We start from the raw sequence: 25938 nt of genomic DNA on the forward strand, positions 1-25938 counted from the left end.
CGAAAGCGGAGCCTATTCGGTGACGGAGCGTCCACCGGTAGCCGTGATCGCGATCGTCGAAAGTCGCGCCGACCGGGCCTCGAGTCACATCTGTGACCGCCTCCGCGACCTGGCGGAGTGGGAGGAGCTGACGGACGGCTCCCGGCCGGCCGCCGACGGCGGCGGCGCGTACTACCGGACCGACGGCGCGGAACTGCGCAGCTTCGACGCCCTCCACCTCGAGCTCGAGGCGCCCGTCGACGCCTTCGACTGCGACCCCGCGTTCCTGGTGTTCGCCTCGAGACACTCCGGCGACACCGGCGCGCTGCTCACGGGCCACTTCACGGGCAACTTCGGCCCCGCGGAGTACGGCGGCGGGGACGGCTCCCTCGCGGAGGCGTGTCCGAACGCGCTGGTGGCGCTGCTCGAGGCGTTCGAGGGGTACGCACCCGACGGGTACGAGACCGGCCTCGAGTGTACCCACCACGGCCCCACCGACGTCGGCTGTCCCTCCCTGTTCGCCGAACTCGGCAGCGACGACGAGCAGTGGGACGATCCGGACGGGGCAGAAGCCGTCGCCCGCGCGATCCTCGACCTTCGAGGCGTCGAAGCCCACCGGCGGCGACAGCTCGTCGGCTTCGGCGGCAGCCACTACGTCCCTCGCTTCACCCGGATCGTCCGCGAGACGCCGTGGGCCGTCGGCCACGTCGGCGCCGGCTGGGCGCTCGAGGCGATGGGCGACCCCCGCGACAGCCGCGACGTCCTCGAGTCCGCGTTCGAAGCGAGCGGTGCCGACGTCGCCGTGATCGACGACGAGCGGCCGGCTCTCGAGTCCGTCCTCGAGGAACTCGGCTACCGTGTCGTCAGCGAGACCTGGCTGCGCGAGATCGGCGAGCGCCCGCTCGAGGTGGTCGACGCCGTCGAGGCCGAACTCGGGAGCGTCGACGGCGGCGTTCGCTTCGGCGAGGCGACCGCGGACGAGGCGCTCGACATCGTCGAGTTGCCGGACGAACTCGTCACCGCCGCGGAGGGCTGTGATCCTGCGGCCGTCCGTTCGGCCCTCGAGGCCCGCGCCGTGGCGTTCGAGACGGAAAACGGCGGGAGCCGCGTCGGGGGCCGGGCGGCGGTTTCGTCAGACGGCGTTCGACGGCAGATCGTCGAGGCGCTCGCGACGGTCCTCGAGTCGAAGTACGACCGCGTGACGGTCGAGGACGACGCGGTCGTCGCCGAACGGGCGGCGTTCGACCCGGAACGCGCCCGCGCGGCCGGCGTCCCCGAGGGACCGAAGTTCGGCGCCCTCGCCAACGGAACCGCGGTCACGGTCGACGGCGAGACGATCGAACCCGTGGACGTCCGCACCGACCGCACCCGGCGATTCCCGTTCTGACCCCCGAAGCCCCGACGGTCGGACGCCGCGGCCGGCTGGATCTGCCACCGTTCCGGAAGCAATCGGAACATACTCGAGCACGGAGTCTATTTTTCTGCCATCTGTCCACAGATAGGTAATCGTTCGTTGTAGTTTACCGGAACGACGGCGGAGTAGGGGAAAGATAATAATACTGCATCGTCTAGACAGGGTCAAGAATGGACTCTATTGTCGAAGACGCTATCGACGAGGCCGAAGACGGGGATGCGGAGGAGTTCGCCGGTGAGGGGAACACTGTCGGCGGGAACCCCTCCGGAACGATGACCGACGACGAACTCGCGGACGTCCTCCAGGACCTGCAAACCGACATTACCGTGGTCGGCTGTGGTGGCGCCGGCGGCAACACCGTCAACCGGATGGACGAGGAGGGGATCCACGGCGCGAAGCTCGTCGCCGCGAACACCGACGTCCAGCACTTAGTGGAGATCGAAGCCGACACCAAGATCCTGATGGGCGAGCAGAAGACCGGCGGCCGCGGCGCCGGCTCGCTTCCCCAGGTCGGCGAGGAGGCCGCCCTCGAGAGCCAGCAGGACATCTACGACGCCATCGACGGCTCGGACATGGTGTTCGTCACCGCCGGCCTCGGCGGCGGCACCGGCACCGGTTCGGCCCCCGTCGTCGCCAAGGCCGCACGCGAGTCCGGCGCGCTCACCATCTCGATCGTCACCACGCCCTTTACCGCGGAGGGCGAGGTCCGGCGGACGAACGCGGAGGCGGGCCTCGAGCGCCTGCGCGACGTGAGCGACACCGTCATCGTCGTCCCCAACGACCGCCTGCTCGACTCCGTCGGGAAACTGCCCGTCAAGCAGGCGTTCAAGGTCTCCGACGAGGTGCTGATGCGCTCGGTGAAGGGGATCACCGAACTCATCACGAAACCCGGCCTCGTCAACCTCGACTTCGCCGACGTCCGCACCGTGATGGAACGCGGCGGCGTCGCCATGATCGGCCTCGGCGAGTCCGACTCCGAGGCGAAGGCGAAGGACTCCGTGAAGACCGCGCTCCGATCCCCCCTGCTCGACGTCGACATCTCCGGGGCGAGTTCCGCGCTCGTCAACGTCACCGGCGGCAACGACATGTCCATCGAGGAGGCAGAGGGCGTCGTCGAGGAGATCTACGACCGTATCGACCCCGATGCGCGCATCATCTGGGGAACCTCGATCGACGAGTCCCTCGAGGGAACCATGCGGACGATGATCGTCGTCACCGGCGTCGAATCCCCCCAGATCTACGGCCGGCCCGAGGGCGAGGCCGCCGTTCAGGCCCAGGGCGAGGACATCGACTTCATCGACTGATCGGAACGGGTTCGTTCGCTCGCGTTGACGGGGCTACCGTCCGTAGGGGGCCTGCCGGTCGAATCCCGGTCTGAAGCGAAAGGAGACGTTATCTGAAGGCGGAGCCGTCGTTCGCCCGCCGGTAGCCATCACCGAGGAGCAGTGCGACCAGAACGGCGATGGCGAACAGGAGGACGAGCCCGCCGCTCTCCGGCTCGAAAACCACGTAGAGGACAAAACCGGCGACCGCGGCGACGGTGGCCATGCCGAACAGCCGCCCCTCCGACGGCGGCATCACGAGCCCCGGTTCGACCTCCTCGAGCGAGGCGTCGTCGTCGCTCGAGTCCGGTTCCGTCTCCGATCGGTCCGGGTCGAACTCCGCGGACGACTCCGGTCCGTCGCTCGAGTGATCCGAGTCTGTGCGGTCGAGGGGTTCGTGATGTTCCGACATCGGACGCGTGCTCAGTCGTCGGCCGCCGCGACGTCGTTCGGTTCCCCGACCTCCGCGTCGGCTTCGATGCTCGGCGGGTACACCCCGCGCTCGAGTTTGAGATCCGACAGGGGGCGGGCCATGCAGGTGAGCGCGTAGCGCTCGGCCTCCTCCTCGGTGAAACCGCGCGCCGCCGGCTGGGTGACCTCGCCCTCGAGGATCTCGGCCGAGCAGGCGAGACACATCCCGACCCGGCAGGAGTACTCCTGGGCGATCCCCTCCTCGAGGCAGCGACTGAGGATCGTCTGCTTGTCCGAGCAGGTGATGGTCTCGCCGGTGCCGACGAACTCGACCGTGTACTCTGTCATGTCGGCGGCTACGAAGGGCCCCGACTTTACTTTTTATGCACGTTATGGCCCCTGCAAGGCGACAGATTGTTCATAAAACGTTTTCCTACCCCGGCGAGGAGAACGCGGTATGAGTCTTCAGGAGCAGTCGGCGGACGCGACGGCGGCGGGGTCGACCCGCTCGCCCGACGTCGCCGTCGTCGGGGCGGGGACGGCGGGTTGCTACGCCGCGGCGACCATCGCGCGGGCGGGGTACGACGTGGTCGTCCTCGAGCGGAAAACCGAAGAACAGGCCGGCCACATCGCCTGCGGCGACGCGCTGAAGGGCGCCGACGCCTTCCCCGAGGCGATCTCCAAAGAGCAGATCCGGCCGGCGTTCACGAACACCGGCGTCGACCACGGCCGCTTCGAGATTCCCCAGGAGGACACCGTCCTCGAGATTCCGGTCCCCGGCGAACTCGCCGTCATCGACCGCTGGGAGTACGGCCAGCTGATCATCGAGGGTGCCGCGAACGCCGGTTCGGAGTTTCACTACGACACCGTCGTCCAGGACGTCACCCAGGCCGACGACGGCACCGTCACCGGCGTCAGAGCGATGCGCCGGGGCGAACCGCTCGAGTACGAAGCCGACATCGTGATCGACGGCGCGGGCGCGCTCTCGCTGCTCCAGGACAAGGTCGACTTCTCCGACTCGACGTTCGACACGAACGTCAACTACTCGCAGTTCTGCTCGGCCTACCGGGAGATCGTCCACGTCGAAGAGCCCGTCGAGTGGTCCGACGCGCTGGTGTTCAAACCCACCGAGCGCGCGGCGGGCTACCTCTGGTACTTCCCGCGCACCGAGACGGAGATCAACGCCGGACTCGGCTTCCAGATGACCGAGGAGCCCATGAAACTCGTCGAGGACCTGAAGCGGGACCTGCGCGACCGCCCCGAGTTCGCGGGCGCCCGCGTCGAGAACAAACTCGGCGCGGCCCTCCCGACCCGTCGACCCTACGACTCCGCGGTTGCACCGGGGTTCATGGCCGTCGGCGACGCCGCGGGCCACGTCAACCCCACCACCGGCGGCGGCATCGCCGGGGCGGCCTACGCCGGCAAGTACGCCGGCGAGCAGGCCGTCGAGGCCCTCGAGGCCGGCGACGTCAGCGAGCACGCCCTCTGGCGGTACAACGAGCGGGTGATGGACCACTACGGCGCCCGCTACGCCGCCCTGGACGTCTACAACATCCTCTCGACGGCCGTCGACGTCGACGACCTGATGGGGCTGCTCGCGGCGATGCCCGGCGACAAACTCGCCGAGGCGCTGTACTCGGGGAGTACGGACATCGGCATGAAGCTCAAACTCGAGGCCCTGCTCAAGAGCCGGGGCCACTGGGGCACCATCTGGAACCTCTACCAGACGAAGCGGCGGGCGGACGAACTGCTCGCACAGTACGAGGGCTATCCCTCGAGACCCGACGCCCTGCCGAACTGGCAGCGCCAGCGCGACGAGCTGATGGAGTCGGTGTACGAGACGACCGGTGCGGAGCCCAAATACTAAAACCGACCTTTTACGCTGCGTTCGGACGCGACGACGACAGCGTTGCTGTCGCACGCCGCGTCGTCACTCGGTAAAAGCTCGAGCAAAAGCGCTCCTCCTTCCCCTTCACTTCGTTCCGGATCAGTCGTCGGCCCGCTCACTCGCCCAAAGGGCTCGTTCGCGGGAAGCGACTGTGAACCGCCTGCCCTCCCCCGGGTCGCGTGCTCTGCGAGCACGCTCCCGGCCAGTACGGATCTGCGACGGTTAGACCCGATTCTGGAGACGTTCGATCCGCTGTCAAAACCCGTTCGACGAGCGCGTTCGTTCCGGCGCCGGTCAGGGCCGATTCGCGCTCAGTTCCTCGATCGTTCCCGCGAGCACGTCGATCGCGTGACCGATGCTCGCCTCGTCGACGTCGAACGTCGAGGTGTGGTGGCCGCCCGGGTGGTCCGTGCCGACGCCGACGTAGCAGGCCAAGCCGCCGTTTTGCTGGACCTCGCGCATCAGGTAGGTGGCGTCCTCGCTGCCGCCGAGGTCGTCGCGCTCGAGGATCGTCTCGACGCCGTCGACGCCTGCCGCGACCTCGCTGACGACGTCGACGAGCTCCTGGTCGCTCGTCGCGCTGGGGGCCTCGGCGCCGGTTTCGATCTCGACGTCACAGTCGTGCATCGTCGCGGCCGACCGGAGGACGTTCCGGGCTTTTCCGTCCATGTACTCCATGAGTTCGGTCGTCTCGCCACGAACTTCGGCGACGAGGCGGGCCTCCTCGGCGATAATGTTGGCCGCGCTGCCGCCCTCGACGATCCCGGCGTTGACGCGGGTCGCGCCGCCGGAGTTCCGGGGAATCGCGTACAGGTTCTGGACCGCCGTCGCGACCGCCTGGATCGCGTTCCGGCCCTCCTCCGGGCGGCCGCCCGCGTGGGAGGGTTCGCCGGAGAACGTCGCCTCGAGGTGGCTGACCGCGAGGAAGCCGTCGACGCCGGCGACGACCTCGCCGGTCGGGTGGTCGAGGCCGATGTGGGTCGCGAGCAGGGAGTCGACGTCGGCCAGGTGCTCGCTCTTGGCCATCGACTTCCCGCCGCCGACGAGTTCTTCGGCGGGCTGGAAGAACACCTTCAGGGTCCCCGAAAAGTCGCTCTCGGCGATTCGCTCGAGCACCCCGACGCCGATCGCGGCGTGGGCGTCGTGGCCACAGGCGTGCATCGCGCCCTCGTGTTCGGAGCGAAAGCCCTCCGCGGCGGGGACGTGATCGGGGTCGTCGGACTCGAGGCGGGGGAGGGCGTCGATATCGACGCGCAAGCCGACCGTGGGGCCGTCGCCGCGCTCGAGGACCGCCACCGCGCCGGTGTAGCCACCCTCGAGCGAGTCGAGGACGGTCTCGTCGACACCGTACTCGCGCGCCTGTTGGTACCACTCGGCGAGTTCGGCGTCGTCGGGGACGCCCATCCGGTGCTCGCCGGCGATGGCGTCCCGGCCGACGTGGAGTTCGTCGACCCCGATCCGCTCGAGTTCCTCGACGATCCGGGCGGTCGTGTAGAACTCACACCAGGCGGGTTCGGGTTTGCGGTGAAGGTCGCGACGCAGCGTCAGCAGGTCGTCGTTCATACTCCGAGGCAGGGACGAAACGGTAAAAGAAGTGCCGAAACCGGCGGGCTCGACCGCTCGGCGAGTCAGTTGCGTCCGCGCCCCATCCCGTGGATCTGCTCGACTTCGACCTCGACGTGCAGCGACGCCGGGAACTGCCGACCGGCGACCCGGCGGGCGAACTCGTCGTGGCCGTGGATCTCGAGTTCGCGGGTGAAAACCGTGTACTCCCACGAGGAAAAGCGCCGGTCGTCGTCGGCGTGGAGCCGCCGGTGGCGCGGCACCGACAGGCGTTCGGGTGGATGGGAGTGGGGACCTTTCAGCGCCGCACCCTTCCGTTCCGCGGTCGATTTGATGTCGTCGACGATCGCGTCGAGGGCGGCTCGATCGCCGCTCTGGAGCGTGAGGCGGGTGACGAAGGTCATGGTCGTGGTACTCACGTATCGACGCCCGCGCGGTAAAAACCTGCTGAGATACTGCGCCGGCGGACGAGCGGTCCGATATTCTCTTAACGTCTCACACGTTATCTGGTGTAATGGCAGTCGAAGCTACGAGCGCAGGCGCAATCCTCTTCCGCGACACGCGGGGCCGGCGCGAGTATCTTCTACTCAAGAGCCGCCCGGGCGACTGGGAGTTTCCGAAGGGCGGTGTCGAGGGAGGCGAAGAACTTCAGCAGACGGCGATCCGCGAAATAAAGGAAGAGGCAGGTATCGACCAGTTCAGACTACTCGACGGCTTTCGCGAGGACTACAGCTACGTCTTCGAGGCCAACGGCACGACGATCCACAAGACCGTTCATCTCTTCATCGCGAAATCCTACGAGGCGAGCGCGGAGCTCTCGAACGAACACCGCGACCTCCAGTGGCGCGACTACGAGCAGGCGGTAAACACCGTCACGCAGGACGGTCCGCGGGAAATCTTAGAGGAGGCCCACGTCTACCTCGACGAACTCGAGGCCGAGGGCGAAATCTAGGGTTCGTAGCGGCTCGGGTGAAAAGGAGAGACCGCAGCGGCGAGAGCCCCTGGTCTTGGCTGACTTACGCCCGCTCGACGACGACCGTATCAGCGGCGAGGTCGCCGACGCGCTGGCTCCTGTCGGTGACGAACATCAGGACGATCCCGATGAGGTACATGAACGGCAGCTGGTCGACGATCAGCAACAGGTTACGGATCACCGACGAACCGACGGTACACGGCGAGCCGTCCGACTTGACGACGACCAGCCCCATCGCGTACTTCCCCGGCGTGTAGCCGTAGAGCCCCTCGAGTAAGAACACGTACACGAGCGAAACGACGACTGCGACCAGCGCGAACAGCGCAGCCACGGTTTCCCCGATGAGCGCCCCGGGAAGGATGATCGCGACCGAAATGACCATGAGGATGATGCTGTCGAGGATGAACGCGACGAACCGTTTGAGGACGGCGTCACCTTCGGTTCCCTTTCGTGGAGCTGGATGTTTGTCCATAGCCGGACGATTTCGAGATAACGTAAATATGTGTTACGATGTTGAACACTCACTCGAGAACCGACGTACACTTGCGCTCGCCGACCGTACGCCGGGCCAGTGGAAGGCAGAAACGATACCGAGTTCGAGTTCGAACTCCGGAGCTGTCGGTGGGCGGAGAACCACTGGCAGCCCGACGGCGACAGCGACGCGTTCGTCGCCCGCCAGCTGGGGACGAAACGCCGCCGCTGGGACACCATCGTCCTCGAGTGCGACCCCGACGGACTTCGGGAACGCGCGAAATTCGGCCCCGAACGCCTCGACGGCGACGCCCTCGACGTGTTCCGGCACGCGCCCGCGGAGTGGGCGTACTACCGCGACGCCCTTCCCCACCCCGGCTACCCGTGGCGGTACGTTCGCGAGACGATCCACGACCTCGCGGACCGGGGGGTTCTCGAGCGCCGCAGGAGCGGCAATCGCATCGAGATCCGACGCAAGTGGCCCTACCCCGACTGGCTCCGGCGGGTGATCGCCATCGAGAACAAGCCGGACCTCGACGCGAGCGCCGCCCGCGTTCTGGGACCGCAACTCGAGTACGACGTCGCGATGGGACTCGCCGACGAAGTGTGGGTCGCCACCCGGAAAACCGGCGAGCGCGTCGAGCCCGCGCTGTTCGAGGACCTGCCGGTCGAGGCGGGCATCCTGGCGCTCGAGCCCGAGAGTCTCGAGGCCGAGGTCGCGTGGTACCCCCGCTCGCTCGCCGTTTCCGAGCCCGGAACCCGGATTCTCGAGCGGCCCTCGGGAACGGGCAGGGACGCCTCCGCGGCCCGCTTCGAGTACGTCGACCCCGCAGAGAAGGCGCGGATGCGCCTCGAGATCGCCGAACGCGCCTACGAGCGGGGGTGGCGGTCGTTCGTCGACACGATGCGACCGGACTGTCGGCACTTCGAACTGCGCGCCGACGAGCAGTTGCTCCCGTGGTGTAGCGCGAAGGGGCGCTGTCAGACCGCGACCGAGTGTGCGGGCTCGTGTCCGGCGTTCGAACCCGAGCCGCCCGCCTGGCGGACTCGCGGTTGGCCGATCGAGGGCGGTCCGGGAAAGCGGTACAAACGGTTACTCGAGACGCGGCGGACGGGCCGGCGGCCGGGACTCGAGGACGGGTGAGGTCTTCGGGGAACCGGCGGCCGGTCAGTCCGAAACCTCGACCTCGAGGTCGTCGCGGTCGACGGCGAGGCGAAACGTCGGCACGGTGCGGTACTCGACGTCGACGACGTCCTTTCGGCGCAGGCTCTGGAGCCCCGAGCGGACGTCCTCGCTCGCCGGATCGACGTCGAACGCCTCGCGGAGGCTGTGAAGGACGGAGACGACGCTCTGGGACTCCTCGCCGGGACCCGCGAGGACGGAGACGATCTGCGCCTGGAGCTCCGGAACGCGGATTCGAGACGGTGGTCCCTCGTCTTCGGTAAGCTCGACGCCCGGTTCGACGTCGACCAGCTCCGCGGCCTCGGCGGTCGCCCGGATCAGGCTGTTGTCGTCGCGAAAGTAGTAGTCGCCGAGTTCGTTCTCGAGGTACTGGTGGACCTCGCTGCCGCTTTCCATTCCCCAGCGCTCCTGTAGCTCGGCGTTCTTCGTCGGTTGTAACTCCACTACGTCCGCCAACCGGTCCGTGGCCTCCTCGGAGAGCGTCATCGTCTGTCGAATCGTACGCGGATGCGGTACTTCTGCGTTGCGTCACGCTACCGGCCGCTCAGTCGTTCGTCGTTCCGGGTACCGGCCCAGCCGCCGGGGACTCGAGGGTTTCCTCGATCTGGGTGTAGACGAGGACGAAGCCGGCGGCCGCGAGCGCCGCGCCGAAGACGAACGGGACGTGAAAGCCGTAGCCGACGAGCGCGCCCGAGGTGAGCGGCCCGATCGCGATCCCGAAGCCGAAGGCCATGGTGAGCACCGAGAGCTTGGTCCCCGACTCCCCCTCTCCCGCGAGGTCGCCGGCGAGGGCGAGCGACGGGGCGAACACCATCGCGCCCGCGACCCCCTGGAGCAGGCGGGCGGCGAACATCGTCTCGGAGGTGAGGACGAACCCCTGGACGAGCGTCGTCGGAACCAGCAACACCATCCCCGCGACGATAAACGGCCGTCGGCCGTACCGGTCGCAGGCCCGCCCGATCGGCGTCTGGAGGAGGATCTGGGCGATGACGAACGCGGCGAACTGGAGGCCGAACCAGGTCGCTCCCTGGGCGAGGCGCTCGTTGACCTGGGGCTGGATCGTCGCGAACAGCGCGATCCCGGTCGCCATGAACAGGGTGGCGACCCCGAGGGTGAACGTGGGGTCGAGCAGGTTCCGACCCGAGGGGTCCCGGATCGCGATCGCGAGGTCGTCGCCCGCACTCGCCTGCGTCGCCTCCGGGTCGGTGATCAGAACGGTGACGAGGAGGTAGCTGAGCGCGGCGGTGACCGCTGCGACGTAGAACGCGGCGTCGAAGCCGCTGATCGTCGCCCCGCCAGCGACCGGGAGCGCGTAGGGACCCGCGTTAACCACGGCGCCAGCGGCGACCGGACCGGCGCCGAAGCCGATCAGCCGGAACGTGTTGTAGACGCCCATGTTGCCGCCGCGGTCTCGGGTCGTCGCGAGTTCGTTGACGAGCGCGATCGACGTCGGGACGATGAAAGCGACGCTCACCCCCTGGAGTCCGCGGATGAGCACCAGCGACGCGTATGACTCCGCGAAGACGTACGCGAGGTTCGTCACCGTCAGCCCGCCCAGTCCGACGAGGATGAACAGCTTCCGCTTACCGGCGCGGTCCGAGAGCCGCCCCGTAACTGGCTGGCAGATACTGTTCAGAAAGCCGAACAGCGAGAGGATGATCCCGATGATCATCGCCTCGGCCAACCCGAACGTCGCGCCGCCGACGACGTCGCTGACGACGTACAGCGGGATGACGACGATCAGAAACGAGTTCCCGACGCCGTCGGCCATCCGCGCGAACGCGAGCGCCAGCACTCGCCGGTCGACGGCGAACGCGGCGGCGACGCGACTCGAGAGAGACACGACACTCTCAGGTGTGCGGTCGGCGGGAAAGATGGTTTCGAATCGAAATTTCAGGGGGACGGGACACTCTCTCGAGCGGGTACAGAGCTACAAGATCACGGACGGCGAACCCACGGTATGGACGTGGACGTGAAACTCAGCCGGGTCGAGTCCGTTCTCGACGAACTCTCGTATCCAATCGCGCGCGACGAGGCGGCCGGCGAACTCGAGGAAGTCACCCTGTTGCTCGCCGACGGCGAGGAGAACCTGGGGGCGATGATCGAGCGCACGAGAAGCGAGTCGTTCGAGTCGACCGACGACCTCGAGGACAGCCTGTACAACGTGCTCCCGCGCGAGGCCGTCGGCGAGCCCTACCAGTCCGAAGGCGAAGGATAGCGGTTCGAAGCGCCGCCGACGCTCGAGGGGTACCGGTCGCCGGCGAGGACAAACGCGTCTCTTAAGTTCTCTCGCCCGCCTACTCCGGGCACAATGGAGTTCTGCGACGACTGCGGTTCGATGATGAAAGCGGACGACGGCGCCTGGGTGTGTGGCAGCTGTGGCTCGACGAAACCGAAGGGTGACGCCGCCCAGTACACCGTCACGGAGGACCAGGAGGCCACGGAGGTCATCGAATCCTCCGAGGAGACGTCGCTTCCCGAAACCGATGCACACTGTCCCGAGTGTGGCAACGACCGCGCCTACTGGTACATGCAGCAGATTCGATCCGCAGACGAGTCCGAAACCCGGTTTTTCATCTGCACCGAGTGCGAGTACAAGTGGCGCGAAGACGATAATTAGCGCTCCCCCTCGCGGTAGCGAACCGACCGTGAAAACGCGAACCGTGGCTTCGAACCCGCTCAGCGCTCGTTGCGCCCGATCGTCAGGTACCCCGTGTGGCCGACGGGCGCCGTCGACGGCCGCGAGCCGCGCTCGTCGAAGTCCATCGACCGCTGGATCGTCTCCCGACACCGAATCCCCGAGAGGCCGGCCTCCCGCGCCGCCTCGACGACCTCGCGGGTCGACTCGACGAACGGGCTGTAGACGGCGACGAAGCCGCCGTCGGCCAGCAGTTCGGGCGCGTGTTCGACCATCGACGGCGCGTCGCCCGTATCGAGGGTGAGGACGTCGAAGGCGGTTTCGGAGAGCGCCTCGAGGTCGTCGCGGACGTCGCCGGTCCGGACCTCGACCGACTCCGAGACGCCCCCGAGGTCCATGTTCTCGCGGGCGACGTCGGCGAACTCGGGGTTTCGTTCGTAGGTGACGACGTCCGCCCCCGCGCGGGCCATCGACGCCGCGAGCACGCCCGTCCCGGTGCCCGCGTCGAGCACCCGGTCGCCGACGCCAATGCCGGTTTCGCCGATCACGAGGCCGACGTCGCGGGGCACCATCGGCGCGCCCGTTCGCTCGAACTGGTGGAAGAGATCCGGCCCCCGGAGTTTTCGCACGCGAAACGTCTCGCCGAGGTGCGTCTCGATCGTATCGCCCGGTTCGGCGTCCGCGGGCACCTCGAGCACCCCCAGATCCGTCCCCATCTCCTCGCCGGGCGAGACGAGGAACTCGCGGTCGCCCCGGACGAGTAGCAGTCGTCGGTCCGCCACTCTACTCGAGTTCCTCGACCGCCGCGGCCAGGTCGCCGTCGTTGGCCTCGAGGGCTGCGCGCGCCTCGTCCTCGCTGACGCCGGTCCGCATCGCGACGATTTCGATATCGTCCTCGGGGATCTCGGCCCCTCCAGCATCCGCGTCCGCGTCCGCGTCCGTCTCGGCTCCGCCGGAACTGCCGCGCTCTCGTTCCTCGGGGCTGCCGATGACCTGGTAGGTCTCCTGGCCGCGAGCGTCCATCTTGGTGACGTCGGGATCGCTGAACACGAGATCGTGGTCCGCGGTCCGGATGATAACCTCCTCGGCGTCGATTTCGTCGACGTCGATCCCCATCTGTTTCATCATCTGTTCCATCTTGCGCGGGTTGAGTCCGCCGCCTCCTCCAAACATACGCGGTACAACACTACCCGCGACCTTTTACTCTGCGGTCTGGCGCGCTCACGGCAGCCTCGCTGCCACACAGCGCACCGTCCCTCGAGAACATCCGCGATTCCGATCCGTGAGCACGACGCCAGCCTCGCGAGAGAGCGTTCCCTTCCGCTGGATCGCACGGCTCTCGAACTGCTCGAGTCAGCTTCCGGCCACGACGACCGTGACAGCTACTACGGTGCTTTCGGTCAGTTCTCCGCGGGCGCGCCCTCGCGCACGTGAACCGCCATCCCCGTCTCGAACTCGAAGATGGCCTCCCCGTCGAGTTCCGCCCGCCCCACCGCGAGCAGGTCGCCGCGCTCGTGGACCACGAGCACCTCGTCGCCGGGTCGAATCTCCGGGTCGGCCTCGAGGACGAACTTCGCGAAGACGTTCTTCCCGTCGCGGACGAACGGCTCGCTCTCGTCGTCGACGACGACCCGGTAGGCCGGCGCCTCGAGGGCGTCCCGGAGTCGCCGGCCGCCCTCGAGGCCGAGCGTGAACCGGCCGTCGGTCCCGAAGGAGACGAGCCGGCCGCCCTCGGCGTGGATCTGCTGGGGGCGACCCGAGGAGGTGCGCGTTACCGTCAGCTCCTCGGCGGGCGGGAACAGCGCTGCGCCGGCGTCCGCTCCGAACTGGTAGTCGGCGATGGTGCGGAGGCTTCCGCGCTCGTCGTCCGCGTCGTGTTCGACACTCATTGCTCGCCGTTGACGGCGACGGCTCGAAAGCGCTTCGACCGCGAGCAGCGCCACGGCGTGACGTGTCAGTAACTACCATTCGAGTTCGAAAACCAAGAAAATTATAGTCGTCGGGGAGGTATCGCGGCTCAGATGGACGGGACACAGATCGCCCTGGGTGTCGCACTGCTCGGCGTAAGCAGCCTGACGTTCGCCGGTCCCGCGGTGATCGACTCGCACCTCGTCGTCTCGATGCTGTCGGTCGCCGCGCTCTTACTCGGCGGCGGTGCGCTGGTGGTCGGCACCGTTGGCGACCTCCGGCCGTAGCCGGCTCGAGTCGGCTGCGGGTGGCCGCCTCAGAGCAGGAAGGTTTCCGATTCCTCGCCCAGGTCGCGAAATGAGTCGGCCGCGTCGATCAGTTCCTCGGCGGTCGACGACTCGAACGCCATCACCTCGACGCGGACGCCCTCGTGGCGCAGGTGCGAACACAGCCGCGAGAAGTCGCCGTCACCGGTACACAACACGAGCGCGTCGATGTGGTTGGCGAGCGTGACCGCGTCGAGGCTCATACCGACGTCCCAGTCGGCTTTCTTCGTCCCGTCGGAGAAGCGCTTGATGTCCTTGATCTTCGTCTCGAAGCCGATGTCGACCAGCGCCTCGAAGAAGCTCTCCTCTTCGGGGGAGTCCGCGCGGATCACGTACGCGATGGCGCGCGTGAGCTGGCGGTCGCTGACTGCCTCCTCGAGCAGCGACGAGTAGTCGATGTTCCGGCTGTAGATACTCTGGGCCGTGTGATACAGGTTCTGGGCGTCGACGAGAACGGCGACGCGCTGGCCCGGATGAACGTTCGTCACGGGCTACCGTGTGCACCCGACCGTGAAAACCGCTTCCCTCGCCGCGTTAGCTGCGGAGCTTCGCGATGCGCTTCTCCGTCGGCGGGTGCGTCGAGAACAGCTTCGCGAAGGCGCTCTTGTCGACGTTCAGGATGCAGAGCGCGCTCATGCTGTCGTCCATCTTCGACTCGCGCCCCTGGGCACCCTGGGAGATCTTCTCGAGGGCGCGCGCGAGGGGGTCGCCGCTGCCGATCGCCTGGCGGGCGTCGTCGTCGGCGACGTACTCGCGGTACCGCGAGATGGCGAGCACGAAGATCATCACGAGCATGTTCGCGATCGTCGAGGCGGCGATGGCGAGGATGTACGTCCCGATGTTGCGCTCGCCGCCGAACAGCACCGCGAAGTAGGCGACGTAGCCGACGAGCATCCCGATCGACTGACCGATCACCATCGTGATCACGTCCCGGTTCTTGATGTGGGCGATCTCGTGGGCGATGACGCCCTCGAGTTCGTCCCGCGAGAGCAGTTGCATCAGCTCCGTCGAGACGCAGACGACGCCCGCGCCCTTCCGGCCGACGGCGAAGGCGTTGGGGACGCCCATGTCCATCACCATCAGCTTGGGTTTGTCCACGCCCATGTCGCGGCTGAGCGACTCGGTCATCATGTGCACCTCCTGGTAGGGGCCCTCCTCGGGCATCTCTTCGGCCCCCCTGAGCGCCATCCACTTGCCGAGTTTGTACTGGAACGCGGGCAGGACGATGATCCCGACGCCGGCGACGAGCCAGATGTTGACGCCGAACATAATCGCCAGCGCGGTCGCCGCGCCGATGTAGAAGGCGAACAGGATCGTGCCGACGATCGCCATCCGAACTTTGAGTCCGAAATCTGTCATGGCCCGATATTAGTAAGAAGACGGCATAAATGACGCGGAACGCTATGCGGCGGCGTGACACGGGCTCGCGGCACCGTTTGCCGCGAGGCACAACGAATAAGAGGATACGGTTCCCTTTGCCCTATATGCGCCACGTCGCTCCCGTCGTCGGTTCCGCCGACACCAGCGGCGCGGCTACACCTCGTTTTACAGCCAAAAAACGCGTGTTCTAGTGCTCGCTGCGAGACTGGCATCCTCGTTTCGGGCGCGAATCGAACTCCACGCCTCACTGGCACCCGGACGTATCACTGCGACGGTTTACCACACACCCACGACACTCACTGACAACCCACGATGACACACGATCTCGACCTCACCGGCGTCTTTCCGGCGATGTGCACGCCGTTCGACGCCGACGAACGAATCGACTTCGAAACACTCCGCGACGACGCACGACGGCTCGAGGCCGCCGGCGTCGACGGCCTCGTTCCCGTCGGCTCCACCGGCGAGTCCGCGACGCTCACCCACGACGAGCACGTTCGCGTCGTCGAGGCGGTCGTCGACGCCGTCTCCGACGTGCCCGTGATCGCCGGCACCGGCTCCAACAACACCCGCGAGGCGCTCGAACTCTCAGAACGCGCCGCCGATGCCGGCGCCGACGGCCTCCTCCTGATCTCGCCGTACTACAACAAGCCCGAACAGCGCGGCCTGCTCGATCACTACCGCCGCATCGCCGACGCCGTCGACGTTCCGCAGATCGTCTACAACGTTCCCTCGAGAACGGGTCGAACGATCGAGCCCGACACGGTCGTCTCGCTCGCAGACCACGAGAACGTTGCCGGCTACAAGGCCGCGGAAGGCGACCTCGGCGTCATCGGCGAGATCGTCGAGCGAACCGCCGACGCGGAGTTCTCGGTGCTCTCGGGCGACGACGCGCTCACCCTGCCGATGCTCTCGGTGGGCGCCGACGGCGCGATCAGCGTCGCAGCCAACGTCGAGCCCGAGCGCACCGTCGCGATGGTCGGCGCCGCCCTCGAGGGCGACTACGAGCGCGCCCGCGCGATCCACCACGAACTCGGCCCGCTGATGCGCGAACTGTTCGTCGAGACGAATCCGATCCCGGTGAAGGAGGCGATGGAGATCCGGGGCTACGGCCCCGCGAGACTCCGCCCGCCGCTCTCGCGGCTCTCGGCGGAGTACCGGGAGGGGCTCGAGGACGTCCTCGCGGCGCTCGAGCGATCCCCGACCGGCGTCGCCGACGTCTCGCCGGAAGGTGATCGGTAGATGGTACGGATCGGCGTCACCGGCGGCGCCGGCCGGATGGGCCGGGAAGTGATCGACGCCGTCCGCGACCGCCCCGACGGCGAACTCGTCTTCGCGGTGAACCGCGCGCCGACCGAGGACGCGGTCGAGGGCGTCGAACTCGAGGCGGCGGCGGAGTTCGAGCCGCTGGTGGCGGAGCGAGAGCCCGACGTCGTGATCGACTTCACCGGCCCGCGGTCCGCGCTCGCCTACGCGGAGAGCTGTGCGGACGCGGGCGTCGCGTTCGTCACCGGGACGACCGGCTTCGACGACGAGCGCCTCGAGGAGCTGCGGGCGGCCGCCGACGACGCGCCGGTGCTCCACGCCCCGAACTTCGCTCGCGGCGTACAGGTCCTCGTGAACGTCGTCGGCGAAGTCGTCCGACAGGTGCCGGGCTACGACGTCGAACTGATCGAGACCCACCACGGCGGGAAGCGCGACGCCCCGAGCGGGACGGCGAACCGACTGCTCGCAGAGATCGAAGCGAACGGCGACTTTTCGGGCCGCACTCACGGCCGCGAGGGCGAATCCCCGCGGAACGCGGGCGAGATCGGGGTCCACGCGATCCGTGCGGGGAACGTGACGGGCGAACACGAGATCCTGTTCGCCGGCAACGACGAGGAGATCCGGCTGACCCACCGCGCGGAGGACCGCGGCGTCTTCGCCGCGGGCGCGGTGGACGCCGCCGTCTGGCTCGCCGACCGAGAGGCGGGCTGGTACGGGTTCGATGAGGTAGTAGACGCATGAGTACGCTGGAAACCGACATCACCGACCTGTGGAGCCGCTACGAAGCCGACGACGTCGACGCCGACGGGGACGACCGCGCGACCCTCGAGGCGTTCCTCGACGCCCTCGAGGCCGGCGAGATCCGCGCCGCCGAGTACCGAAACGGCGCCTGGGAGGCCAACGAGTGGGTCAAGCAGGGGATCCTGCTCAACTTCGGCCTGCGAAGCACCGAGGTCCGCGAGTACGGCGGGGTCGCGTACAACGACGTGCTCCCGCTGGCCGAAACGAGCGAGTACGGCGACCGCGGCTCCAGAAATACGCCGGACGGCACCGTCGTCCGGCGGGGCGCTCACGTCGGGTCCGACTGCATCCTGATGAGCCCGGCGTTCGTCAACATCGGCGCCCACGTCGGCGACGGGACGCTCGTCGACTCCTGTGACACCGTCGGCTCCTGCGCCCAGATCGGCGCCGACGTCAAACTGGGCGCGAACACCCTGATCGGCGGCGTCTTAGAGCCGGTCGAGTCCGCGCCGGTCGTGATTGAGGACGGCGTCTCCCTGGGCGCGGGCTGTCGGGTCACCTCGGGGTTCGTCGTCGGCGAGGACAGCGTCGTCGGCGAAAACACCCTGCTGACGCCCCGGATTCCGGTGTACGACCTCGTCGAGGAGGACATTTTGTACGGTGAACTCCCGCCCGAACGGCGGGCCTTTACTCGGTTCGTCGAGTCCTCGATCGGCGACCACGACCTGTTCGACGGCGGCGCCTACAAGCCCGCCGTCGTCGCGACGGCCCTCGAGGACCGCACCCTCGAGGCGACGAAACGCGAGGAGGTGCTTCGGTCGTGAGCGAAAGTGACGAGAGCGAAGACGCGGCCGTATCGACCGCTTCCGCCAGCGGCGAAAATCCGCCCGTCCGCCGCCTCGCCGACTGGAACGCCGCCGCCCTGCGCGACCTCGAGGCCGGCTACGGCTCGCCGCTGTACGTCCTCGATCTCGATCGAGTGCGGGAGAACCACGCCCGCCTCGAGGCCGCCTTTCCCGACGCGGAGGTCATGTACGCCGTGAAGGCGAACGCGCTCGCGGACGTCCTCGAGGCGCTGCTCGCCGCCGGCGCGGGCCTCGAATGTGCTTCTGCAGGGGAACTCGAGCGAGCGCTCGCGGCCGCCGAGAGCGTCCCGCCGGCCGACGGCCTCGACCCGGACGGCTCCCGCGTCCACTACACCGCGGTCAACCCGCCGAGCGCCGACCTCGAGTACGCCGTCGAGACCGCCGCGGAGTACCCGGGACTGACGATCACCGCGGGCGCCGAGGACACGATCGACCGGCTCGCAGAGCGGGGCTACGACGGCCGACTCTGTCTGCGGGTGAACCCCGGCGTCGGCGCCGGCCACCACGAGAAGGTGGAGACGGGCGCGACCGCGAAGTTCGGCGTTCCCGCAGAGCGCGCCGTCTCAGTGCTCGCCGACGCCGCCGAACGAGGATTCGACGTCGTCGGGGTTCACGCCCACGTCGGCTCCGGGGTCTCGGCCGACCAGCTCGAGGCCCACCGGGAGTTCGTCTCGCGGATGGGCGACCTCGCGCGGGACGTCGTTCACGAGGTCGGCGACCTGGAGTTCGTCGACGTCGGCGGCGGCTTCGGTGTTCCCTACGACGCCGACGAGGAGCCGCTGGACCTCGAGGCGGTGGCCGACGCCACGCGAACCGCACTCGGAGAGGTCGGCGCCCGGCTGACGATCGAACCCGGCCGCTACCTCGTCGCCGACGCGGGCGTGCTCTTGACGCGAGTGAACACCGTCAAGGCGGCCCGGGACACGCTCGCGGTCGGGACCGACGCTGGCATGACGACCCTGCTTCGGCCCGCGATGTACGATGCCGCCCACCCGATCCGGAACCTCGCAACTGACGCCGATGACCGCGAGACGGTCCCCCAGACGGTCGCCGGCCCGATCTGCGAGAGTTCGGACGTCTTCTGTGAGAACCGGCCGCTCCCCCACAGCGAGCGCGGCGACGTCCTCGCGATCGGCAACGCGGGGGCCTACGGCTACGAGATGGCGAACCACTACAACTCCCGGCCCCGCCCCGCCTCGGTCGTCGCCGAGGGCGACGAGGTTCGCCTCTCCCGCGTTCGGGAGACGGTGGCCGACGTCACGAGGCCGGAACGAACCGCACGAGAACAAAACGAGAGGGAAGCGGGGGGAAACGCGCAACCGAGGATCGAACGATCATGAACGCACACGTACCATACGAGAAGTACCACGGCACCGGCAACGACTTTCTGATAATCGACGCGACCGAACGCGTCCCCGACCGCGGCGCCCTCGCCGCCCGCGAGTGCGACCGCGAGGACGGCGTGGGCGCCGACGGCGTCCTCTTTCTGGCCCTCGAGCCCGCGTTTACACCTCCCAGAGTCGTGATGACGCTGGTCCAGCCCGACGGCGGAACCGCGGCGATGTGTGGTAACGGCGCCCGGTGTGCCGCCGAGTGGGCCATGCGCCGCACCGGCAGCGACGAAGTGATGATCGACACCCAGGCGGGCACCCGCCACGCGAGCCGCACCCACGACGGCGAGATCGCCGTCGAGATGGGTACCCCCAGGTTCGAGCCCGAGCGAATCCCGATCATCGCGAGCGAGCCGGTTCTCGAGGAGGAGATCGAAGGCCTCGCGGTCAGCGCGGTCGACACTGGCGTCCCCCACGCGGTCGCGTTCGTCGACGACGTGGACGCGGTCGACCTCGAGTCCGTCGCGCCGCCCGTTCGCCACGCCGACCGGTTCCTCGACGGTGCGAACGTCAACCTGGCGAGTCCCGACGGCGAGGGCGGCTTCCGCCAGCGGACCTACGAGCGCGGCGTCGAGGGCGAAACCGACGCCTGCGGCACCGGCGCGTTCGCCATCGCGGCCGTCGCCCGCCGCCTCGGCAAGACCGACGCGGACTCGGTCGACGTCCGCCCGCCCGGCGGCGACCTTCGCATCGAGTTCGACGCCCGCGGCCGGGCCGTCCTCGTCGGTCCCGTCGAACACGAGTTCGACGGCGACGTGCGCGCGATCCCCCCGCTGGTCGAGACGTGAGCCCGACCGAGGCGTTCGATCCGCTCGCGTTTCTCGAGGCCGCCGTTCAGCGCCCTTCCCACGAGGACGTCGGGCCGGTGCGACAGCTCCTCTGTGAGACACTCGAGCGCCACGGCGTCGACCCCGCGGTGGACGACGCGGGGAACGTGGTGGCAACTAGAGGCGCGTCGGCCGGGCGAAGCGGCGCCGACGGCACGCACGTCGTCCTGAACACCCACGTCGACACCGTCTCACCGCACGTCCCGTTCGAGCGCGACGAGGAGGTCGTCCGCGGGCGGGGCGCCTGCGACGCGAAGGGGCCGCTGGCGGCGCTGGTCGCCGCCTTCCTCGCCGCCGACCCCCGCGACGGCCGACTCACGCTCGCGATCACGCCCGACGAGGAGGTGCTGTCGACCGGCGCCTACGCCCTCGCGAGTTCCGCCGAGTCGCCGATCCGGGACGCCGACGCCGTCCTCGTCGGCGAACCCACCGGGCTCGACGTCTGTACCGCCGCAAAGGGCCGCTTCCAGGGAACGATCCGCCTCGAGGGGGCCAACGCCCACGCGGCCGAACCGGAGTCGGGAACGAACGCCGTCGCGGCGCTCGCACCGGTCCTCCGCGCGCTCGAGACGTTCGGCGACCGGCCGGACGCCCCGCCGGTTCACCCCGACCTGGGACCGGCGACGCTCACGCCGACGGTCGTCGGCGGCGGCGAGGCGACCAACCAGGTCCCCGCGGACTGTTCGCTGACGATCGACCGGCGAAGCGTTCCCCCCGAAACCGCCGCGGGGTTCGAAGAGGTGCTGGTCGAGCACCTCGAGGCCGCGGTTCCGGAGAACGTGAGCGTCGACTTCTCGTTCACCGACCGGGAGACGCCGTTCCTCGAGGCCTGGGCGACCGACCCGGACGCCGAGATCGTCGCCGCGCTGGCAGCGGCGTCCGGCGGGGCGGTCCGTCCCTTCGGCGCCGCGACGGAGGCGTCGTACTTCGCCGAGTACGCGCCGACGGTCGTCTTCGGTCCGGGGGCGCTGGCCGACGAGGAGGGCGCCGTCGCCCACGCACCGCGGGAGTACGTCAGGAAAGCGGACGTACTCGAGGCGGGGTCGGCGCTCGAAGAGGGGCTGGAGGCGCTTTTCAAGTAGCGCAACGGGGTCGCGGCGTCACCGGTGTCCTCGAAATGTGGGATTTACAACGGGTGGGCCGGAACACGTGGTCATGTCCACCGCGGAAGCGTTCGCACGGTACGCCAACTGGGTGGCGGACAGATCACCGCTGTACGCGCGACTGAGCCAAGCGGCTGCCGACGACGAGCGACTCCTCGAACTCGCGGCGGCAGCACCGATGGGACAGCCCGAACCGGAACTCCTGCTCGCAGCGGTTCACGCGTTGCTACTGGAGGGACAGGATCATCCACTCGCGGGATTTTACCCCACGTGCGACCGCGCCAGCGTCGACGGCGACCCCGTCTCTCACTTCCGCGACTTCTGTCTGGCGAACGAAGACCGGCTACGATCCGTGATCTCGACCCGCCGCTGTCAGACGAACGACGTCGGCCGGTCGGCGGTCCTGCTGCCGGCGTTCGAACACGTCGCCAGAACCGCGACGTCCGACACGCTAGTGCAGATCGAGATCGGAACGAGCGCCGGGCTCAACCTCAACTGGGATCGGTACCGATACGACTTCGGCGAGGTCGGTGCAGTCGGTGAGACCGAGTCGCCGGTGACGATCACGAGCGAGGTGCGTGGCGATCGTCGGCCGCCGCTCCCTCAGGAGTTTCCGGCGGTCTCGCACCGGTGGGGAATCGATCTGAACACGCTCGACGCGACCGACGAAGCTGATGCACGGTGGCTTCACGCGCTGGTTCATCCGGAACGAAAGCGACGACACCGGCGGCTGGCTGCAGCGATCGAGGTTGCGCGCGAGAATCGACCGACGCTCGTCGAGGGTGGCGCACTCGAGGAGCTACCCGACCGGCTCTCCGCGGCACCCGACCGGGCAGTAATCGTCGTGTTCAGCACGCACGTGCTCTACCAGCTCGACGAGGAGACGATCGCGACTCTCCGGTCGCTCCTCTCGAGTCACAGCGCCGAGCAGCCGGTTCACTGGCTCTCGATCGACCCGGACGAAGGGCTCGGCGAGCCCACGTACCGGTTAGTGACGTTCGCAAACGGGGAAGCGACCACGTCACAGATCGCGCGGTTCGAGCCGTATGGGGAGTGGATACGGTGGCAGGGAACGTAAGCCGAGCCGGAACAGGTATCAGTCCAGGTCGTCGACCAGCTCGTCCGCGACGCCGGTGTACGTCGCCGGTTCGAGCCCCCGCAGCTCCTCGCGGACCGACTCGCTCACCGCGAGGTCGTCGAACAGCTCGCGGAAGTCCGCGAGCGTCACCTCCCGCCCGCGGGTCAGCTCCTTGACCCGCTCGTAGGCGTCTTCCTGTCCCTCCCGCCGGAGGATCGTCTGGACCGCCTCGCCGATGATCTCGGGGGTGTCCTCGAGCTCCGCGCGCATGACCTGCTCGTTGGGAACGACCTTCTCGAGACCGGCGCTCGTCTTCCCGTAGCCGATGAGGCAGTGAGCGAACGCGGCGCCGATGTTGCGCTTGACCGTCGAGTCCGAGAGGTCGCGCTGGAGCCGGGAGGTGGTGACGTAGTCGGCCAGAAAGACCAGATCCGAGTTGGCCTTCGAGAGGTTCCCCTCGCTGTTCTCGAAGTCGATCGGGTTCACCTTGTGGGGCATCGTCGAGGAGCCCGTTTCGCCCGCGACGGCCTCCTGTCCCAGATACCGATCCGACACGTAGAGCCAGACGTCCCGGTCGAGGTCGATCAGGACGTTGTTCGCCCCGCGGACGGCGTCGAAGACCGCCGCCAGGTCGTCACAGGGGTTGACCTGTGTGGTGAGCGGTTCGAACTCGAGTCCGAGTCCGGTAACGAACTCGCGGGCGAACGCCGGCCAGTCGACCGCGGGGTAGGCGGCGACGTGGGCGGCGTAGGTGCCCGACGCCCCGCCGAGTTTCCCGCGCAACTCGTCGGTCGCCCCGCGGATGCGGCCGGTCGCCCGACCCAGTCGGCCGGCGTAGACGGCCATCTCCTTGCCGAAGGTGGTCGGCGTGGCGGGCTGGCCGTGGGTGCGAGCGAGCATCGGAACCCCCCTGTGCTCGCGGGCCATCGTCTCGAGTGCGTCGCGCACGTCGTACAGCGCGGACAGGAGCACGTCGTCGACCGCGCCCCGAACCAGCAGCCGGTGGGCGAGGTTGTTCACGTCCTCGCTCGTCAGGCCGAAGTGGATCCACGCCGACGCCTCGCTTTCCGCGGGCAGGCGGTGGCGAACGAAGTACTCGACGGCTTTGACGTCGTGGTTCGTCGCCTCGTACTCCTCGTGGCCCGACACCTCGAGTTTCTTGATCAGTGCGGCGTCGTCCGCGTCGAACGCCTCGTAGAGCCCGCGGAGGTGGTCGCGCTCCTCGGCGTCGATCGAGAGCGGCGTCGCCTCGAGGTCGGCGAGCGCGAGCAGGTACTCGACTTCGACGCGAACGCGGGCGCGCATCAGCGCGGCCTCGCTGGCGTAGGGCGAAAGCGGCTCCGTCCGCCGGCCGTACCGGCCGTCGAGCGGCGAGACGCTGTACAGTGAGTCGGTCACGTGCGTGGATGCTCGAGCGCGGGAGAAAAGCGTATCGGAACGGAACCCACGGGCGTGCATACATTCGCCGTTACCAGGCGACTCATCGCCCTGAGAGATGCACCGTCGTGTATACTCGCTCGCTCGAGACCGCAACCACTTTGCCGTTCGCGGGCGCGTGGTCGACTATGACGAGACTCGCCGGACTGGCCGGGAACCGCGGGCGCAACCTCCTGAACATCGACGCCCGAACGCCGGGCGGGGCCGAACTCGCCGTCGTGCTGACGAACACCGAGGACGCGCCGGTACTCGAGGCCGCCGCCGAGCGCGGCATCCCGACCGAAGTCGTCCCGCTCGAGGAGGGGATGGGGCGCCGGGAGCACGAGCGCGCGGTCAACGACGCCCTCGCCGACTACGAGTACGATCTGGTCTGTCTCGACGGCTACATGCGAATCCTCTCCGATACCTTCCTCGAGGTCCAGCCGACGACCCTGAACGTCCACCCCTCGCTGCTACCGGCGTTCCCCGGCACGAACGCCTGGGGCGACGCCCTCGAGGCGGGCGTCTCGGTGACGGGCTGTACGGTCCACGTCGTCACCGACGCGACCGACGACGACGGCGAGGTGCTCGAGGAGGAAGTCGACATGGGACCGATCGTCACACAGGAGCCGGTGGCGGTGTACGAGGGCGACGACGAGGCAACCCTCAAAGAACGGGTGCTCTACGAGGGCGAGTTCCGGGCGTACCCGCGGGCCGTGAAGTGGGTCGCGACCGGGGCCGCCGAGATCGACTTCGAGCGCGAGACCGTCTCCGTCGCCGCGGATCGGGCGGACAACGGCGGACTGGCCGCTCGCCGACTCACCTCGAGCGACCGCCTCGACACCCTCCGGTACGGCGAGAACCCCCACCAAGACGCGGCGGTGTACGTCGACTACACCTGCGAGGAAGCGAGCGTCGTCGGCGCCGACCAGTTGAACGCGGGCGCGAAGGCCCTGTCGTACAACAACTACAACGACGCCGACGGCGCGCTGAATCTCATCAAAGAGTTCGACCGACCCGCCGCGGCGGTAATCAAGCACACCAATCCGGCGGGCTGTGCGACCGCCGACTCCCTTTCGGAGGCCTACGACCGCGCGCTGTCGACGGACCCGATGAGCGCCTTCGGCGGCATCGTCGCGCTCAACCGTGAGTGCGACGCCGCGACCGCCGAGGCCGTCGTCGACTCGTTCAAGGAGGTCGTCGTCGCGCCGGGATACAGTGAGGAGGCGCTCGAGATCCTGTGTGAGAAGGCGAACCTGCGCGTGCTCGCCGTCGGCGACCTCGAGGGGACACCGGAGCGGTTCACCGAAAAACCGCTCGTCGGCGGCCGACTCGTCCAGGAGCGGGACGCGCAGTCGCTCTCGGTGGACGACCTCGAGGTCGTCACCGACCGCGAGCCAGGTCCAGAAGAACTCGAGTCGATGGTGTTCGCCTGGCAGACGCTGAAACACGTCAAGTCCAACGGAATCCTGTTCGCGAAAGGCACCGAGACGGTCGGCATCGGAATGGGGCAGGTCTCCCGCGTCGACGCCGTCCGACTGGCGGCGATGAAGGCCGACGAACACGCCGAAGGGAAGTCCGCCGAGGGCGCGGTGATGGCCTCCGACGCGTTCTTCCCGTTCCCCGACGGAATCGACGAGGCAGCAAAGGCGGGGATCGAGGCGGTCGTCCAGCCCGGCGGCTCGGTCAACGACGACGACGTGATCCGGGCGGCGAACGACCACGGCATGGCGATGACGTTTACGGGACAGCGGTCGTTCCGCCACGACTGAGGGGAGCGCCGCCGATCACCGC

29 protein-coding genes are annotated in these 25938 nt (G+C 68.3%); 16 read left to right on the forward strand and 13 right to left on the reverse strand.

Annotated elements, in window-relative coordinates:
• Window positions 1-19: 19 nt before the first annotated feature.
• Together NMQ11_RS04885 and ftsZ are read left to right on the forward strand one after the other, a co-directional pair.
• Window positions 20-1366: a D-aminoacyl-tRNA deacylase gene (locus NMQ11_RS04885; protein ID WP_255170283.1), complete on the forward strand. Its 1347-nt coding sequence runs from the start codon at window positions 20-22 to the stop codon at window positions 1364-1366.
• Between the two features lie 197 nt (window positions 1367-1563).
• On the forward strand, window positions 1564-2697 hold the full coding sequence (ftsZ, locus tag NMQ11_RS04890; RefSeq protein ID WP_255170284.1) for a cell division protein FtsZ: 1134 nt from the start codon (window positions 1564-1566) through the stop codon (window positions 2695-2697).
• A gap of 88 nt (window positions 2698-2785) precedes the next feature.
• On the opposite strand, the gene NMQ11_RS04895 is transcribed toward ftsZ, so the two are convergent.
• Together NMQ11_RS04895 and NMQ11_RS04900 are read right to left on the reverse strand one after the other, a co-directional pair.
• Entirely contained in the window at window positions 2786-3127 is a 342-nt protein-coding gene (locus NMQ11_RS04895; protein WP_255170285.1) for a hypothetical protein, read from the reverse strand.
• 11 nt (window positions 3128-3138) lie between these two features.
• The gene (locus NMQ11_RS04900) at window positions 3139-3474 is read right to left on the reverse strand and encodes a 2Fe-2S iron-sulfur cluster-binding protein (RefSeq protein WP_255170286.1); all 336 of its coding nucleotides are present in this window, start codon (window positions 3472-3474) and stop codon (window positions 3139-3141) included.
• A 109-nt stretch (window positions 3475-3583) separates the two neighbouring features.
• Between NMQ11_RS04900 and NMQ11_RS04905 the strand changes: the two genes are divergently transcribed.
• Window positions 3584-4993 (forward strand): geranylgeranyl reductase family protein, encoded by a 1410-nt coding sequence (locus NMQ11_RS04905; RefSeq protein ID WP_255170287.1) that lies wholly within the window; start codon window positions 3584-3586, stop codon window positions 4991-4993.
• 315 nt (window positions 4994-5308) lie between these two features.
• Here NMQ11_RS04905 and NMQ11_RS04910 read toward each other — a convergent pair whose 3' ends face one another.
• On the reverse strand, window positions 5309-6577 hold the full coding sequence (locus NMQ11_RS04910) for an amidohydrolase (RefSeq protein ID WP_255170288.1): 1269 nt from the start codon (window positions 6575-6577) through the stop codon (window positions 5309-5311).
• Window positions 6578-6642: 65 nt separating this feature from the next.
• On the reverse strand, window positions 6643-6981 hold the full coding sequence (locus tag NMQ11_RS04915; RefSeq protein WP_255170863.1) for an uS10/mL48 family ribosomal protein: 339 nt from the start codon (window positions 6979-6981) through the stop codon (window positions 6643-6645).
• 110 nt (window positions 6982-7091) lie between these two features.
• Between NMQ11_RS04915 and NMQ11_RS04920 the strand changes: the two genes are divergently transcribed.
• The gene (locus tag NMQ11_RS04920; protein WP_255170289.1) at window positions 7092-7529 is read left to right on the forward strand and encodes a bis(5'-nucleosyl)-tetraphosphatase; all 438 of its coding nucleotides are present in this window, start codon (window positions 7092-7094) and stop codon (window positions 7527-7529) included.
• A gap of 64 nt (window positions 7530-7593) precedes the next feature.
• On the opposite strand, the gene NMQ11_RS04925 is transcribed toward NMQ11_RS04920, so the two are convergent.
• Window positions 7594-8022, reverse strand: coding sequence for an RDD family protein (locus NMQ11_RS04925; RefSeq protein ID WP_255170290.1), 429 nt, complete (start codon window positions 8020-8022; stop codon window positions 7594-7596).
• A gap of 99 nt (window positions 8023-8121) precedes the next feature.
• Here NMQ11_RS04925 and NMQ11_RS04930 point away from each other — a divergent pair, with 99 nt between their 5' ends.
• Window positions 8122-9165 (forward strand): DUF5787 family protein, encoded by a 1044-nt coding sequence (locus NMQ11_RS04930; protein ID WP_255170291.1) that lies wholly within the window; start codon window positions 8122-8124, stop codon window positions 9163-9165.
• Between the two features lie 24 nt (window positions 9166-9189).
• On the opposite strand, the gene NMQ11_RS04935 is transcribed toward NMQ11_RS04930, so the two are convergent.
• A complete protein-coding gene (locus NMQ11_RS04935; RefSeq protein ID WP_255170292.1) occupies window positions 9190-9690 on the reverse strand; it encodes a DUF5797 family protein in 501 nt (166 codons plus the stop codon).
• Window positions 9691-9748: 58 nt separating this feature from the next.
• Window positions 9749-11047 (reverse strand): MFS transporter, encoded by a 1299-nt coding sequence (locus tag NMQ11_RS04940; protein ID WP_255170293.1) that lies wholly within the window; start codon window positions 11045-11047, stop codon window positions 9749-9751.
• 117 nt (window positions 11048-11164) lie between these two features.
• On the opposite strand from NMQ11_RS04940, the gene NMQ11_RS04945 reads away from it, so the two are divergent.
• Both NMQ11_RS04945 and NMQ11_RS04950 read left to right on the forward strand, forming a co-directional pair.
• Window positions 11165-11422: a DUF5789 family protein gene (locus tag NMQ11_RS04945; protein WP_255170295.1), complete on the forward strand. Its 258-nt coding sequence runs from the start codon at window positions 11165-11167 to the stop codon at window positions 11420-11422.
• A gap of 93 nt (window positions 11423-11515) precedes the next feature.
• A complete protein-coding gene (locus tag NMQ11_RS04950) occupies window positions 11516-11824 on the forward strand; it encodes a transcription factor S (protein ID WP_255170296.1) in 309 nt (102 codons plus the stop codon).
• Between the two features lie 59 nt (window positions 11825-11883).
• On the opposite strand, the gene NMQ11_RS04955 is transcribed toward NMQ11_RS04950, so the two are convergent.
• The 3 genes from NMQ11_RS04955 to NMQ11_RS04965 form a co-directional block, all read right to left on the reverse strand.
• A complete protein-coding gene (locus NMQ11_RS04955) occupies window positions 11884-12624 on the reverse strand; it encodes a methyltransferase domain-containing protein (RefSeq protein WP_255170297.1) in 741 nt (246 codons plus the stop codon).
• Window position 12625: 1 nt separating this feature from the next.
• Window positions 12626-13015, reverse strand: coding sequence for a nascent polypeptide-associated complex protein (locus NMQ11_RS04960; protein WP_255170298.1), 390 nt, complete (start codon window positions 13013-13015; stop codon window positions 12626-12628).
• A 227-nt stretch (window positions 13016-13242) separates the two neighbouring features.
• Window positions 13243-13731, reverse strand: coding sequence for a PUA domain-containing protein (locus NMQ11_RS04965; protein WP_255170299.1), 489 nt, complete (start codon window positions 13729-13731; stop codon window positions 13243-13245).
• 132 nt (window positions 13732-13863) lie between these two features.
• On the opposite strand from NMQ11_RS04965, the gene NMQ11_RS04970 reads away from it, so the two are divergent.
• On the forward strand, window positions 13864-14037 hold the full coding sequence (locus NMQ11_RS04970) for a hypothetical protein (protein WP_255170300.1): 174 nt from the start codon (window positions 13864-13866) through the stop codon (window positions 14035-14037).
• A 29-nt stretch (window positions 14038-14066) separates the two neighbouring features.
• Here the strand turns inward: NMQ11_RS04970 and NMQ11_RS04975 are convergent, their stop codons facing one another.
• Window positions 14067-14564 (reverse strand): LabA-like NYN domain-containing protein, encoded by a 498-nt coding sequence (locus NMQ11_RS04975; RefSeq protein WP_255170301.1) that lies wholly within the window; start codon window positions 14562-14564, stop codon window positions 14067-14069.
• Window positions 14565-14610: 46 nt separating this feature from the next.
• A complete protein-coding gene (locus tag NMQ11_RS04980) occupies window positions 14611-15435 on the reverse strand; it encodes a M48 family metallopeptidase (protein ID WP_255170302.1) in 825 nt (274 codons plus the stop codon).
• Between the two features lie 333 nt (window positions 15436-15768).
• Between NMQ11_RS04980 and dapA the strand changes: the two genes are divergently transcribed.
• The 7 genes from dapA to NMQ11_RS05015 all read left to right on the forward strand — a co-directional run bounded on the left by dapA (window position 15769) and on the right by NMQ11_RS05015 (window position 22728).
• Window positions 15769-16698 (forward strand): 4-hydroxy-tetrahydrodipicolinate synthase, encoded by a 930-nt coding sequence (dapA, locus tag NMQ11_RS04985; protein WP_255170303.1) that lies wholly within the window; start codon window positions 15769-15771, stop codon window positions 16696-16698.
• On the forward strand, window positions 16699-17463 hold the full coding sequence (gene dapB / locus NMQ11_RS04990; RefSeq protein ID WP_255170304.1) for a 4-hydroxy-tetrahydrodipicolinate reductase: 765 nt from the start codon (window positions 16699-16701) through the stop codon (window positions 17461-17463). It begins immediately after the preceding gene.
• Window positions 17460-18287, forward strand: a complete 828-nt coding sequence (locus NMQ11_RS04995; RefSeq protein WP_255170305.1) for a 2,3,4,5-tetrahydropyridine-2,6-dicarboxylate N-succinyltransferase — start codon at window positions 17460-17462, stop codon at window positions 18285-18287. The genes dapB and NMQ11_RS04995 overlap by 4 nt, the downstream gene beginning before the upstream one ends.
• Window positions 18284-19669, forward strand: a complete 1386-nt coding sequence (lysA, locus tag NMQ11_RS05000; protein WP_255170306.1) for a diaminopimelate decarboxylase — start codon at window positions 18284-18286, stop codon at window positions 19667-19669. The genes NMQ11_RS04995 and lysA overlap by 4 nt, the downstream gene beginning before the upstream one ends.
• Entirely contained in the window at window positions 19666-20508 is an 843-nt protein-coding gene (gene dapF / locus NMQ11_RS05005) for a diaminopimelate epimerase (protein WP_255170307.1), read from the forward strand. The genes lysA and dapF overlap by 4 nt, the downstream gene beginning before the upstream one ends.
• Entirely contained in the window at window positions 20505-21629 is a 1125-nt protein-coding gene (locus NMQ11_RS05010; RefSeq protein ID WP_255170308.1) for a M20 family metallopeptidase, read from the forward strand. Before dapF ends, NMQ11_RS05010 begins: the two co-directional genes overlap by 4 nt.
• A 73-nt stretch (window positions 21630-21702) precedes the next feature.
• Window positions 21703-22728 carry a DUF2332 domain-containing protein gene (locus NMQ11_RS05015; RefSeq protein ID WP_255170309.1) on the forward strand — a complete coding sequence of 342 codons (1026 nt, stop codon included), beginning with the start codon at window positions 21703-21705 and terminating at the stop codon, window positions 22726-22728.
• Window positions 22729-22746: 18 nt separating this feature from the next.
• On the opposite strand, the gene purB is transcribed toward NMQ11_RS05015, so the two are convergent.
• Window positions 22747-24126: an adenylosuccinate lyase gene (gene purB / locus NMQ11_RS05020; RefSeq protein WP_255170310.1), complete on the reverse strand. Its 1380-nt coding sequence runs from the start codon at window positions 24124-24126 to the stop codon at window positions 22747-22749.
• Window positions 24127-24293: 167 nt separating this feature from the next.
• Here purB and purH point away from each other — a divergent pair, with 167 nt between their 5' ends.
• Window positions 24294-25916 (forward strand): bifunctional phosphoribosylaminoimidazolecarboxamide formyltransferase/IMP cyclohydrolase, encoded by a 1623-nt coding sequence (gene purH / locus NMQ11_RS05025; protein ID WP_255170311.1) that lies wholly within the window; start codon window positions 24294-24296, stop codon window positions 25914-25916.
• Window positions 25917-25938 lie beyond the last annotated feature (22 nt).

The sequence above is a fragment of the Natrononativus amylolyticus genome (genome assembly GCF_024362525.1).
In the GTDB taxonomy this organism is placed as follows: domain Archaea; phylum Halobacteriota; class Halobacteria; order Halobacteriales; family Natrialbaceae; genus Natrononativus; species Natrononativus amylolyticus.

Coding starts and splice junctions, on each gene's coding strand:
- dapF (WP_255170307.1), top strand. CDS start 19,666: ATGAACGCACACGTACCATACGAGAAGTACCACGGCACCGGCAACGAC.
- NMQ11_RS04965 (WP_255170299.1), bottom strand. CDS start 13,731: ATGAGTGTCGAACACGACGCGGACGACGAGCGCGGAAGCCTCCGCACC.
- NMQ11_RS04915 (WP_255170863.1), bottom strand. CDS start 6,981: ATGACCTTCGTCACCCGCCTCACGCTCCAGAGCGGCGATCGAGCCGCC.
- NMQ11_RS05015 (WP_255170309.1), top strand. CDS start 21,703: ATGTCCACCGCGGAAGCGTTCGCACGGTACGCCAACTGGGTGGCGGAC.
- dapA (WP_255170303.1), top strand. CDS start 15,769: ATGACACACGATCTCGACCTCACCGGCGTCTTTCCGGCGATGTGCACG.
- NMQ11_RS04925 (WP_255170290.1), bottom strand. CDS start 8,022: ATGGACAAACATCCAGCTCCACGAAAGGGAACCGAAGGTGACGCCGTC.
- dapB (WP_255170304.1), top strand. CDS start 16,699: ATGGTACGGATCGGCGTCACCGGCGGCGCCGGCCGGATGGGCCGGGAA.
- ftsZ (WP_255170284.1), top strand. CDS start 1,564: ATGGACTCTATTGTCGAAGACGCTATCGACGAGGCCGAAGACGGGGAT.
- NMQ11_RS04960 (WP_255170298.1), bottom strand. CDS start 13,015: ATGTTTGGAGGAGGCGGCGGACTCAACCCGCGCAAGATGGAACAGATG.
- NMQ11_RS04980 (WP_255170302.1), bottom strand. CDS start 15,435: ATGACAGATTTCGGACTCAAAGTTCGGATGGCGATCGTCGGCACGATC.
- NMQ11_RS04970 (WP_255170300.1), top strand. CDS start 13,864: ATGGACGGGACACAGATCGCCCTGGGTGTCGCACTGCTCGGCGTAAGC.
- NMQ11_RS04905 (WP_255170287.1), top strand. CDS start 3,584: ATGAGTCTTCAGGAGCAGTCGGCGGACGCGACGGCGGCGGGGTCGACC.
- NMQ11_RS04995 (WP_255170305.1), top strand. CDS start 17,460: ATGAGTACGCTGGAAACCGACATCACCGACCTGTGGAGCCGCTACGAA.
- NMQ11_RS04900 (WP_255170286.1), bottom strand. CDS start 3,474: ATGACAGAGTACACGGTCGAGTTCGTCGGCACCGGCGAGACCATCACC.
- NMQ11_RS04895 (WP_255170285.1), bottom strand. CDS start 3,127: ATGTCGGAACATCACGAACCCCTCGACCGCACAGACTCGGATCACTCG.
- NMQ11_RS04950 (WP_255170296.1), top strand. CDS start 11,516: ATGGAGTTCTGCGACGACTGCGGTTCGATGATGAAAGCGGACGACGGC.
- NMQ11_RS04935 (WP_255170292.1), bottom strand. CDS start 9,690: ATGACGCTCTCCGAGGAGGCCACGGACCGGTTGGCGGACGTAGTGGAG.
- NMQ11_RS04945 (WP_255170295.1), top strand. CDS start 11,165: ATGGACGTGGACGTGAAACTCAGCCGGGTCGAGTCCGTTCTCGACGAA.
- NMQ11_RS04920 (WP_255170289.1), top strand. CDS start 7,092: ATGGCAGTCGAAGCTACGAGCGCAGGCGCAATCCTCTTCCGCGACACG.
- NMQ11_RS04910 (WP_255170288.1), bottom strand. CDS start 6,577: ATGAACGACGACCTGCTGACGCTGCGTCGCGACCTTCACCGCAAACCC.
- purH (WP_255170311.1), top strand. CDS start 24,294: ATGACGAGACTCGCCGGACTGGCCGGGAACCGCGGGCGCAACCTCCTG.